Raw genomic sequence first — 12,097 nt, forward strand, 5'->3', positions numbered from 1 at the left:
AGTAGTTATTCTATTTTGAATGAATAGTTACTCAAAAAATTAGGGCTAAAAGAGCATGAGTAAAGAGATATTACTGGTTGTTGATGCGGTATCAAATGAAAAAGCATTACCTAGAGAGAGTATTTTTGAGGCAATGGAAACTGCTTTAGAAACAGCGACCAAAAAAAAATATGAGGGTGATATTATCGTACGTGTATGTATTGATCGTATCTCGGGTGAATTTGATACATTCCGTCGCTGGCTAATCGTTGCAGACAACGGTGAACCTATGGAAAACCCTTATGCAGAAATTAGTTTAGCAGCTGCTCAATATGAGAATGCAGAATTAAATGTTGGTGATTATGTAGAAGATCAAATTGAGTCAGTAAAATTTGATCGTGTTACTACACAAACAGCTAAGCAAGTTATCGTTCAAAAAATTCGCGAAGCAGAACGTGCTTTAATTGTTGAAGCTTACCAAGAACAAGTTGGTGAACTAGTAACAGGTGTTGTTAAAAAATCTAGCCGTGAAAGCGTTATATTAGATTTAGGTAACAATGCAGAAGCGATAATTTATCGTGATGATATGTTACCACGTGAAAGCTTCCGTCCAGGTGATAGAGTTCGTGGTTTATTATATGAAATAAAACCAGAAGCACGTGGCGCTCAATTATTTGTTAGCCGTACTAAACCAGAAATGCTAATTGAGCTTTTCCGTGTTGAAGTACCAGAGATTGGCGAAGAAATGCTTGAGATTAAAGGCGCAGCTCGCGATCCTGGTTCACGCGCTAAAATTGCTGTAAAAAGTAATGACAAGCGTATTGACCCTGTTGGTGCTTGTGTTGGTATGCGTGGTTCACGTGTACAAGCGGTGTCAGGTGAGCTAGGCGGAGAGCGTGTTGATATCGTCTTGTACGATGACAACGTTGCTCAATATGTTATTAACGCTATGTCACCAGCTGAAGTTGCTTCAATTATTGTTGATGAAGACAAAGGTACAATGGATATTGCTGTTGAAGAAAGCAATCTAGCCATGGCTATTGGTCGTAGTGGTCAAAACATTCGTTTAGCAAGCCAATTAACTGGCTGGGAACTAAATGTAATGACTGTTGCTGACATGAAAGAGAAGCATCAAGCAGAAAACGATAAAGTACTCAATTTATTTATTGAAAAATTAGATCTAGATGAAGATTTTGCCACATTATTGTCTGATGAAGGTTTTACTTCTCTAGAAGAAATAGCCTATGTACCTGTAGCAGAAATGTTAGAGATAGATGGCTTAACAGAAGAAATTATTGAAGAGCTTCGTGAGCGTGCTAAAGAAGCCCTAACAACTCAAGCCCTAGCAAGTGAAGAAACGTTAGAAGGCGCAGAGCCAGCAGCTGATTTACTAGCGTTGGACGGCTTAGAACGTCATTTAGCTTTTGTATTAGCAAGTAGAGGTATTTGTACACTCGAAGACTTGGCTGAACAAGGTATTGATGAAATTAGCGATATAGAAGAATTAACTGAAACCAAAGCGGGTGAGCTAATAATGGCTGCACGTAACATTTGTTGGTTTAACGAAGAATAAATAACACCGGGAGAATAGTGTAAATGGCAGATATAACTGTAGCAGAACTTGCCAAAGAAATTGGTACACCGGTGGAGCGTCTAGTAAGCCAGTTGGCTGATTCTGGCGTATCGAAATCGGAAACTGATGTGATTTCGCAAGATGAAAAAGAGTCATTATTAGGTTACTTAAAAAAGCAACATGGTGATGAGTCAGAAGCAAAACCGAATAAATTAACGCTAAACCGTAAAACTAAGTCTACATTGACTATGGGACACGGAAGCAAAGCTAAATCAGTTAATGTAGAAGTACGTAAAAAGCGTACCTATGTTAAACGTAGCGAAATAGAAGAGCAGGAAATAGCAGAAGCTGCAGCAAAAGAAGAAGCTGAAGTAGCAGCAAAAGCGGAAGCTGATGCTCAAGCAAAAGCTGAATTAGCAGCGAAAGAAGCTGAAAATGCTCGTGCTGTAGCGTTAGCAAAAGCTGAAGCTGAAGTTGAGCGTAAAGCAGCAGCGAAAGTTGAAGCAGCTGAGAAAGCTAAACAAGTAGCAGCTGAAAAGGCTAAAAACCCTGAAAAAGCTCCTGTTGCTAAAGTTGAAGAAACAGAAGAAGCTAAACAGCTTCGTTTGATTCAAGAAAAAGAAGCTGCAGCTAAAATTGAAGCTGAAGCGAAAGAAGCTGCTGAAGCTGCTAGAAAATTAGCAGAAGAAAATGAAGCACGCTGGAAAGAGCAAGAAGAAGAACGTAAAGCCAAAGAAAAAGAGGTTGTTCACGTAACTTCTTCTGTTTACGCTCAAGAAGCTGAAGATAAAGTTGATGCTGCTGACGAAGGCGCTGGTCGTCGTCGTAAGAAGAAAAAAGCTGCTCCTGATAGAAACGCTCGTGGCGCTCGTACAGGTAAAGGCCGTAAAGCAACATTATCTGCACCACAAAGTTTGAAGCATGGTTTTACTAAACCAGTTGAAACTAAAGTGCAAGATATACGCATTGGTGAAACTATTTCAGTTGCTGAATTAGCTAACAAAATGGCGAAGAAAGGTGCTGAAGTTGTTAAAGCCATGTTTAAAATGGGGGCAATGGCGACAATAAACCAAGTAATTGACCAAGAAACAGCGGCGTTAGTTGCTGAAGAAATGGGCTTTGATGTTGTTCTTGTTAAAGAGAATGCTTTAGAAGAAGCAGTATTAGCCGATCGCGCTCATACTGGTGTTGAAATCACTCGTGCGCCAGTAGTAACTATCATGGGTCATGTTGATCATGGTAAAACATCACTACTTGATCACATTCGTGAAGCGAAAGTAGCTGACGGCGAAGCGGGCGGTATTACTCAGCATATTGGTGCTTATCACGTAGAAACGGGTCATGGTATGATCACTTTCTTAGATACTCCTGGTCATGCTGCCTTTACTGCAATGCGTTCTCGTGGTGCTAAAGCGACTGATATCGTTATTATTGTTGTTGCCGCAGATGATGGTGTTATGCCGCAAACAATTGAAGCAATTCAGCATGCTAAAGCATCTGAAGCGCCAATTATTATTGCCGTTAACAAAATGGATAAAGAAGGTGCTGATCCTGATCGTGTTAAAAGTGAATTATCACAACATGATGTACTTTCTGAAGAGTGGGGCGGAGACGTTCAATTCTGTCATGTATCTGCTAAAACAGGTTTAGGTATTGATGAACTTCTTGATGCTATATTATTACAATCAGAAGTATTAGAACTTACTGCTGTTGTTGATAAAATGGCTAATGGTGTTGTAGTTGAATCTAAACTTGATAAAGGTCGTGGTCCAGTAGCTACCGTATTAGTTCAAGAAGGTACGTTGAAGCAAGGTGATATCGTCCTTTGTGGTTTAGAGTACGGACGTGTTCGTGCTATGCGTGATGAAAATGGTAAACCTATTGAATCAGCAGGCCCTTCAATACCAGTAGAAATACTTGGTTTAAGTGGCGTTCCACAATCAGGTGATGAAGCGACGGTTGTTAAAGATGAGAAAAAAGCAAGAGAAGTAGCTTTATATCGTCAAGGTAAATTCCGTGATGTTAAATTAGCTCGTCAGCAAAAAGCTAAACTTGAAAATATGTTTGCAAGTATGGCTGAAGGCGAAATATCTGAAGTTAATGTTGTAATCAAATCTGATGTTCAAGGTTCACTTGAAGCAATCAGTGAATCATTAATTAAGTTATCAACTGATGAAGTAAAAGTTAAAATCATTGGTTCAGGTGTTGGTGCTATTACTGAAACAGATGCAACGTTAGCTGCTGCTTCAAATGCAATTGTTGTTGGTTTCAACGTTCGTGCGGATGCTTCTGCTCGTAAAGTAATCGAATCAGAAAATATTGATTTACGTTACTACAGTGTTATTTACTCATTGATTGATGAAGTTAAGCAAGCCATGAGTGGTATGCTTGCTCCTGAGTTTAGACAAGAAATCATTGGTCTTGCTCAAGTACGTGATGTATTTAAGTCTCCTAAAATTGGTGCTATCGCTGGTTGTATGGTTACTGAAGGTACAATTAAACGTAGTGCGCCAATTCGTGTATTACGTGAAAACGTCGTTATTTACGAAGGTGAACTTGAATCATTACGTCGCTTTAAAGACGATGTTCAAGAAGTTCGTAACGGTACTGAATGTGGTATCGGTGTTAAGAACTACAACGATGTACGCGTAGGCGATCAAATAGAAGTATTTGAAACTGTAGAAGTTAAGAGAACATTATAATTATATCTCTTTACTTGTAGGCGCAACTAATATGGCGGAAGTACTTATTGAGTAATCTCAGTATAGTGCTTCTTCTTTATATTTGAATCTACTTGTTTTGAGCTAATAGTTAAATGCTTCACAACAATAATAAAAAGGGGCTGATGTCCCTTTTTTGTTTTAGTTAAAAGAGAAATGTTATGGCTAGAGAATATGCCCGTACTGACCGTGTTGGTCAGCAAATCCAAAAAGAAATTGCAGTTATTTTAATGCGTGAAATTAAAGATCCACGTTTGAGTATGACTACAGTATCAGCGGTCGAAGTCACACGCGATTTAGCGTATGCAAAAGTATTTGTTACTTTTTTTAATGATAATGCAGAAGATATTAAAGCATCACTTGAAGTGTTGGCTGAAGCTGAAGGCTATATTCGTTCATTATTAGGTAAACGTTTACGTGCGCGTATTATGCCACATTTACGCTTTGTTTATGATAGCTCAATGAGCGAAGGTGTTCGTATGAGTGCTTTGGTTGATCAAGCTGTTGCTAGCGATAGCCATGATAATGTAGCTGATGATAGCCAGGTTGATGAAAACCTAGACGATAGTGAAAAGAGTGACTAAAGCATGGCAAAGCGTAGAAAAGGACGTCCTATTAATGGCGTTTTACTATTAGATAAACCTTATGAAATGTCGTCTAATCATGCTTTACAGGCGGTTAAACGAATTTACTTTGCTCAAAAAGCTGGTCACACCGGAGCATTAGATCCTCTTGCAACGGGTATGTTACCAATATGTTTAGGTGAAGGAACTAAGTTTTCTCAATTTTTATTAGATACTGATAAAACTTATCAAGTAACGGCTAAGTTAGGCATTCGTACTACAACTAGTGATGCTGGCGGTGAAATTGTTAGCGAAAAAGCTGTTAATGTTTCTGCTGAACAACTCAATGAAGCGTTAGATACTTTTCGTGGTACAACTAAGCAAGTGCCTTCAATGTATTCTGCACTTAAACATCAAGGCCAACCTTTGTATAAATATGCAAGAGAAGGTATTGAAGTTCCAAGAGAAGCACGTGATATTACCGTTTTTAACCTTGAGTTATTACGTTTTGAACATGATGAAGTTGAATTAAATATTCATGTATCAAAAGGAACTTATATTAGAACGATTGTTGATGATTTAGGGGAGTTATTAGGTTGTGGAGCACATGTTGCACACCTTAGACGTTCCGCTGTAGGTAATTACCCAATAGAGAACATGGTTACGTTACCTGAACTTGAAGCATTACTTGAACAAGCTATAGCTGATGAAATAACACCTTCAGAGGTGCTTGACCCATTGTTATTACCAATGAACAGTGCTGTAGATGGTATGCATTGTGTTTATGTAGATGATATGTCGGCAAATTTTTTACGCCACGGCAATCCAGTTCAAGCTTTTAATGCGCCAAGTGATGGCACGGTGCAAGTTTATATTGGTGATGATGAAAATGATGCTGATGCAGAATTTATTGGTGTAGGCTTTATTGATGATGATGGTTTGTTAGCGCCAAAACGTATAGTTGTTATTTAACAAATATTTATTCTAGCCAAAACAATGCTAATTATAATGAATACCGCTATTTCTTTAGAGTAATCACTAATTAGCACACTTTACTTCTTGCAATTTATTGATTGACTGCTAGAATACGCGCTCTTTTGTTACCTCGGCTGAATTAGTGTTTGGCTTAGGTAGTATTTTGACTCTTTATCTATAGGGTTTTCTTATAGGTAATAACGAGTTCAACACTAAGGATTTATTATGTCTTTAAATGCTACACAAAAAGCAGCTATCGTTGCTGAATATGCTCAACAAGAAGGTGATACAGGTTCACCAGAAGTACAAGTTGCTTTGTTAACTACACAAATCAACCATTTACAAGGTCACTTCAAAGAGCACATCCATGATCACCATTCACGTCGTGGTTTATTACGTATGGTTGCACAACGTCGTAAATTACTTGATTACTTAAAAGGCAAAAACGTTGATCGTTACACTGCTTTAATTGGTAAATTAGGTCTACGTCGTTAATAGTTAGTTTTATACTGATTATTTCAAAAGGAGCTTATTAGCTCCTTTTTTGTGTCTGAAATTTGAATAAATACGATCTATATCCTAGCTTAAGACTGATATTTCCCATATTGAACTGATACCAATCCCACTAACTATGTGATCATTCCTACTTGCTAAAATCACCAACTACATCGTTATTTATTTAATAATTAGAACAACTAGTTATTGAAATAAATGCCTTGTAAGTGAACAATTTTTCTACGTATAAAATTGTTCACTTAATTAATGAAACGGGTATGATTTTTATTAAGTCTGTAATTTAAGAGTAAACACTCAATAAACTTCATTGCTTTTCACTAAGAAAATATCTTTTTCAGAATCAAATAAGATTAACCGGCTATTCTTACTAGCAAATAGTGCTCAGGTCAGTATAATATGCCTGCTTGATTTATTCGCTGTTTTGGTTAGATGTAAGTTTAACTAGTGACTATCAAGATAATAATCAATCAAACTGTATAATTTTTTGTTCAACTTGACTGCAATTTAGCGCCTAAGTGAATAAATAATTGTACAGATTGATTAAGATAATCAATACGTTATGTTAGTTTATTTTATAATACATAATGTTAAAAAATTAAGGAAACATAGTAAATGTTTAATCCAGTAACTAAAAAATTCCAATTCGGTAAACATACCGTAACGCTAGAAACAGGTAATATCGCTCGTCAAGCATCTGCTGCTGTTATGGCAAGCATGGACGATACTTGTGTTCTTGTGTCTGTTGTTGCAAAAAAAGAAGCTAAACCAGGGCAAGACTTTTTCCCTCTAACAGTTAATTACCAAGAGCGTACTTATGCTGCAGGTAAAATCCCTGGTAGTTTCTTTAAACGTGAAGGCCGTCCTTCAGAAGAAGAAACATTAATCGCACGTTTAATTGACCGTCCTATTCGTCCATTATTCCCAGAAGGTTTCACTAACGAAGTACAAGTAATCATCACTGTTGTTTCAGTTAACCCTGAAATTGCCCCTGATATTATTTCATTAATTGGTACTTCTGCTGCTTTAGCGATAGCAGGCGTTCCATTTAGTGGCCCTGTTGGCGCAGCACGTGTTGGTTATACTGATGGTCAATACATTCTTAACCCATTACAGTCTGAATTACCTACAAGTCAATTAGACTTAGTTGTTTCAGGTACTGACTCTGCAGTATTAATGGTTGAATCTGAAGCTGACGTATTGTCAGAAGAAGTAATGCTTGGTGCTGTTGTTTTTGGTCATGAGCAAATGCAAGTAGCGGTTTCTGCTATTAAAGAATTTAAAGCAGAAGTTAACACTCCTTCATGGAATTGGGTTGCTCCAGTTAAAAATGCTGACTTAGTTGCTAAAATTGCTGAGTTAAGTGCTGCACAAGTAGATGAAGCATACCAAATAACAGAAAAAGCAGTTCGTTATGAAAAAATTGCAGAAATTCGCAATAGTGTTGTTGAGCAATTATTAGCGCAAGACGCTGAACTTGACGTTCAAGAAGCTAAAGATTTATTTCATGATTTAGAAAAAACAGTAGTACGTGGCCGTATTACAGATGGCAACCCTCGTATTGATGGTCGTGATCCTGAGTCTATTCGTGCTTTAGATGTAATGACTGGCGTATTACCACGTACTCATGGCTCTGCTGTATTTACACGTGGCGAAACTCAAGCCTTAGTTACTGCTACTTTAGGTACGCAACGTGATGCACAACGTATTGATAGTATTTTAGGTGAGAAAACTGATGCATTTATGCTTCATTACAACTTCCCTCCATACTGTGTTGGTGAAACTGGTTTTGTTGGTTCACCTAAGCGTCGTGAAATTGGTCATGGTCGTTTAGCAAAACGTGGCATGTTAGCTGTAATGCCAACGATTGAAGAATTCCCGTATGCTGTACGTGTTGTTTCTGAAATTACTGAATCTAACGGTTCATCTTCAATGGCTTCTGTTTGTGGTACTTCACTTGCTCTTATGGATGCTGGTGTTCCAATTAAAGCTTCTGTTGCTGGTATTGCAATGGGTCTAGTTAAAGAAGGCGAAAAATTCGTTGTTCTTTCTGATATTTTAGGTGATGAAGATCACTTAGGTGATATGGACTTTAAGGTTGCTGGTACTACTGGCGGTATTACTGCTTTACAAATGGATATCAAAATTGAAGGTATCACGCAAGAAATTATGCAAATTGCATTAAATCAAGCGAAAGCAGCACGTACTCATATTTTAGCTGTAATGGATGAAGCGATTGCAGGACACAGAAACGAGATTTCTGAGTTTGCACCACGTATTCATACTATTAAAGTTAGCCAAGATAAGATTCGTGACATCATTGGTAAAGGTGGCGCAACTATTCGTCAACTTACTGAAGAAACAGGTACTACAATCGAAATTGATGACGACGGTACTGTTAAAATTGCCGCTACTTCTGGTGAGCAAGCAGAAGATGCAATCAACCGTATTAAAGCATTAACGGCTGAAATTGAAGTAGGTACACTATACACAGGTAAAGTTGTACGAATCGTTGATTTTGGTGCATTTGTTAATGTATTACCGGGCAAAGATGGTTTAGTACATATTTCACAAATTTCAGAAGAGCGCGTTAGCAACGTAAGCGATGTGTTATCTGAAGGTCAAGAAGTGAAAGTTAAAGTACTAGAAGTTGATCGTCAAGGCCGTGTACGTTTAAGTATTAAAGAAGCAATGGAAAAACCAGCAGAAGAAACACCTGCTGCTGAGTAATTCTATTTATTTAGCATAGACTATTTCACTTACAATTTAGTCTATTAAAAAGGAGCCTTTTGGCTCCTTTTTTGTTACTAAATCAAGTACAATCATAATTACGCGATAATTAAATTTCTATTTCTAAGGCAAATTAGTGAATTTATCTTTTACCGAATTAAAATTCAAATCATTCCTATTGGTTACTGTTATTTTGATGACATTACTCACGCAAGGATGTACATCATTAAATAAATCTTCAGATAGGTTGGGTTCATCAGCAATGAATCAATTAGTCATTGCTGAGCCTTTAGCTATTAATTTTAAAAGTGAAATTGCCATTGCACGTTTATCAGAAGTGCTTAATCGTGTAAAAATCACTGATGAGCAAAAAGCACAGATTCATTATGACCGTGGTGTATTGTTTGATAGTGTTGGTTTACGCTCTTTAGCCCGCTTAGATTTTTCTCAGGCTTTACAACTAAAACCTAACTTGATTGATGCTTATAACTTTTTAGGAATACATTTCACGCAATTAAAAGATTTTTCTCAAGCCTATGAACAGTTTGATTCTGTGTTAGAGCTTGCACCTGAACATGAGTATGCACATTTAAATCGTGGTATTGCGCTTTATTATGGTGGTCGACCTAAGCTCGCTGCACAAGACTTTACTGATTTTCACTTTCAACAAAATGATGATCCCTACCGATTGTTATGGTTATATTTAGCTGAGCATGATGTAGATTCTATGTCAGCAAAAGAAATGTTAAGGGAGAGATCAACCTTAGTAGATGATCGAACATGGGCTAAGCAAGTAATTCATCTATATTTAGGTGATATCAGCCAAGAACAGTTCGTGAGTGGCTTAACAAGAAATATTCAATCAAATAAAGCGTTAACTGATAGGTTATGTGAAGCTTATTTCTACCTAGGAAAATATAATCAAATTATGGGTTTTGATGGCGCTGCAGCTAACTTTTTTAAGTTATCATTAAGTACAAATGTTTATGAGTTTGTTGAACACAGATATGCCAAGCTTGAATTAGATTTGATGCGCTCTGCAAAAGCGACAGAACAAGAACAAGAAGATGAATTTTAAAATTAGTTGAATGTTAGTAATTAAATAGATTGACTTGATAAATGATAATTAAAAAAATCATGATGGGTTTGTTAATAATGCTGTTATTTGGCTTATCGACAAGCTCATTTTTTTTAAATGATTATTTAACAAAGGTAATTACTAAAAATGAGCATACAGCATCACAATTAAGTTTTGCTATTGAAGTTGATAATTTTGCTGCACTGAACTTTGTTTGGAAAAATTCATTACTACATAGTGAACAATGGCTTAATTATGGAAAAGAGGTAGCTAAAACCCAAGGTGAAGCTGCTTATCAGCTTGCCGTTTATTATCAAACCAAAACAGAGCCTAAACCTAAAAAAGCAATATTTTGGTACGAAAATGCAATTAGACTTCAGTATCCCAAAGCCGCAATAGCACTAGCGCAATATTATTTTCAACACGATAAGTTAACAACGGCAACACAAATAATTACCGCAATACCCATTGAAGCGCTCGCCGATTTAACGGTAAGTGCCATTGCATTGAAAATCAATATAGCGATTAACTTGGGCGAAGTCGCAACCGTTAATAAATTAATTTTTCAGTATTCAGATTTGTTGAAAAACTCTGAAGTAGGGCAGTTACTGTTGGCTGATATTCATCGATATCACGTTCTGTTTAACGTTGTAGCTCCTAGCGAAATCAATTTGTTGCCGCTTAGTTGTAATAACAGTATCCAACTCTTTGCAACAAACTTAAAACATTTAAAGCACCTCGAACGAATCATTGGCGATTTTAAAAAGCAAACGCTAAGTAATAATGTGTGTTTTACGCCAGTTAGGTACATACCAATAAATGAACTTGATTGTAATAATGATCCTCACAGGGCTATTACTTGTAATGAAATGCGCTGGGAGTTTCGCGCCAAAACAATTAATACACGCTATGCAGGTGTTATGTTGCCAGAAGGTGGTGCTAACGTCCATTTGGGCATGTTGTATTTTGATGCACAAGATAGTGTTGATGTCTTCGCGCATGAAATAAGTCATTTATTGGGATTTGTTGACGAGTACGCTTTAACACCTGAACATAATATATGCCAACAAGTACAAAAAGAGGTGTTTTCACAAAATATTTCGGTATTAAGTAATCGTTATCAAGGCAATCGAAAAGCGGTTCGTGTTGACGTATTAAGGCAGTTGGCATGGGCGAAGTATATTAAAGATAGTACACCTATTTTACAGGCAGTTTCAGAAAATACAGGCGAAAAGATTTGGCAGCTAGGAACCCCTGAAGAATTTGCTCATGAAGTAGGGGTGTTTTATGCTAAAAGCTGTGATAAATCACTGAACAGTTCTAAAAATAATTTTAGCGCATTTAAGGGCGTTTCTCAGCGAACAAAATTACAATATTTTGCATTGACCTTTCCACAAGTTTATAAAAAATTACTACACGAAAATATAACGGAATTTAGAATGCCTAGTTTTCGTTATAATATTGCTCTGGCATATTTGCATCAAGCCGGGACAAATAATGAGTTTACTGAACGAGCTCATTATTGGATGAAACAAGCTAAAGATTGGGAGTAATGCTGTTGAAAGAGTTCAAAAATAAGGGGCGGGAAGTTTTAAGATAGGCCAAATGCTTACTTAGCTTTATTACTTCAGTGGCGTTAATGTCGCTTCTGTTGGCAATTTTACTGTGGACTTTTTCGGTGTACAATTATTATCACTAGTCTTAGGAGTCATCACTTCTAGATTATTTTTTATTGTTGCTGTAGGCCACATAGTATAATTTTTTATGTTGCTAGCGGATGAAGCTGTATTGAACAATTCTTCATTCAGATTTTTTTTTACCGGTTTTTTCTTCATTCTCAAAAACCACGAATATATCGTCATAGATTGCTCCTGTGTTATCCCTATTAATTTGCGGGCATTATATATTACTAATGCATAAATAGCCTGTGAAAATTAGCTTTTGTCGCCGATAAGATAAGGTATAA

The 12,097-nt window shown here is 36.9% G+C and carries 9 protein-coding genes; 8 read left to right on the top strand and 1 reads right to left on the bottom strand.

Annotated features, from left to right (window positions below; genetic code table 11):
• Positions 1 to 55: 55 nt before the first annotated feature.
• From nusA to GQS55_RS07790, 8 genes are all read left to right on the top strand, one after another.
• Positions 56 to 1,552 carry a transcription termination factor NusA gene (nusA, locus tag GQS55_RS07755; RefSeq protein WP_159819470.1) on the top strand — a complete coding sequence of 499 codons (1,497 nt, stop codon included), beginning with the start codon at positions 56 to 58 and terminating at the stop codon, positions 1,550 to 1,552.
• 23 nt (positions 1,553 to 1,575) lie between these two features.
• The gene (gene infB, locus GQS55_RS07760) at positions 1,576 to 4,254 is read left to right on the top strand and encodes a translation initiation factor IF-2 (protein ID WP_159819472.1); all 2,679 of its coding nucleotides are present in this window, start codon (positions 1,576 to 1,578) and stop codon (positions 4,252 to 4,254) included.
• Positions 4,255 to 4,433: 179 nt separating this feature from the next.
• Positions 4,434 to 4,856: a 30S ribosome-binding factor RbfA gene (gene rbfA / locus GQS55_RS07765; protein WP_159819474.1), complete on the top strand. Its 423-nt coding sequence runs from the start codon at positions 4,434 to 4,436 to the stop codon at positions 4,854 to 4,856.
• 3 nt (positions 4,857 to 4,859) lie between these two features.
• A complete protein-coding gene (truB, locus tag GQS55_RS07770) occupies positions 4,860 to 5,807 on the top strand; it encodes a tRNA pseudouridine(55) synthase TruB (RefSeq protein WP_159819476.1) in 948 nt (315 codons plus the stop codon).
• A 228-nt stretch (positions 5,808 to 6,035) separates the two neighbouring features.
• A complete protein-coding gene (rpsO, locus tag GQS55_RS07775; RefSeq protein WP_159819478.1) occupies positions 6,036 to 6,305 on the top strand; it encodes a 30S ribosomal protein S15 in 270 nt (89 codons plus the stop codon).
• Positions 6,306 to 6,938: 633 nt separating this feature from the next.
• Entirely contained in the window at positions 6,939 to 9,053 is a 2,115-nt protein-coding gene (gene pnp / locus GQS55_RS07780) for a polyribonucleotide nucleotidyltransferase (protein WP_159819480.1), read from the top strand.
• A 136-nt stretch (positions 9,054 to 9,189) separates the two neighbouring features.
• A complete protein-coding gene (gene nlpI / locus GQS55_RS07785; RefSeq protein WP_236559795.1) occupies positions 9,190 to 10,131 on the top strand; it encodes a lipoprotein NlpI in 942 nt (313 codons plus the stop codon).
• 41 nt (positions 10,132 to 10,172) lie between these two features.
• Entirely contained in the window at positions 10,173 to 11,684 is a 1,512-nt protein-coding gene (locus GQS55_RS07790; RefSeq protein WP_159819482.1) for a hypothetical protein, read from the top strand.
• A gap of 69 nt (positions 11,685 to 11,753) precedes the next feature.
• Here GQS55_RS07790 and GQS55_RS07795 read toward each other — a convergent pair whose 3' ends face one another.
• The gene (locus GQS55_RS07795; RefSeq protein ID WP_159819484.1) at positions 11,754 to 11,993 is read right to left on the bottom strand and encodes a hypothetical protein; all 240 of its coding nucleotides are present in this window, start codon (positions 11,991 to 11,993) and stop codon (positions 11,754 to 11,756) included.
• Positions 11,994 to 12,097: the final 104 nt, after the last annotated feature.

Source organism: Colwellia sp. 20A7 (assembly GCF_009832865.1).
Classification (GTDB): Bacteria; Pseudomonadota; Gammaproteobacteria; order Enterobacterales; family Alteromonadaceae; genus Colwellia.

What these genes read in the sequence shown, in the direction of transcription:
- truB (WP_159819476.1), top strand. Translation starts at nt 4,860, where the DNA reads ATGGCAAAGCGTAGAAAAGGACGTCCTATTAATGGCGTTTTACTATTA.
- rbfA (WP_159819474.1), top strand. Translation starts at nt 4,434, where the DNA reads ATGGCTAGAGAATATGCCCGTACTGACCGTGTTGGTCAGCAAATCCAA.
- pnp (WP_159819480.1), top strand. Translation starts at nt 6,939, where the DNA reads ATGTTTAATCCAGTAACTAAAAAATTCCAATTCGGTAAACATACCGTA.
- GQS55_RS07795 (WP_159819484.1), bottom strand. Translation starts at nt 11,993, where the DNA reads ATGACGATATATTCGTGGTTTTTGAGAATGAAGAAAAAACCGGTAAAA.
- rpsO (WP_159819478.1), top strand. Translation starts at nt 6,036, where the DNA reads ATGTCTTTAAATGCTACACAAAAAGCAGCTATCGTTGCTGAATATGCT.
- GQS55_RS07790 (WP_159819482.1), top strand. Translation starts at nt 10,173, where the DNA reads ATGATAATTAAAAAAATCATGATGGGTTTGTTAATAATGCTGTTATTT.
- infB (WP_159819472.1), top strand. Translation starts at nt 1,576, where the DNA reads ATGGCAGATATAACTGTAGCAGAACTTGCCAAAGAAATTGGTACACCG.
- nusA (WP_159819470.1), top strand. Translation starts at nt 56, where the DNA reads ATGAGTAAAGAGATATTACTGGTTGTTGATGCGGTATCAAATGAAAAA.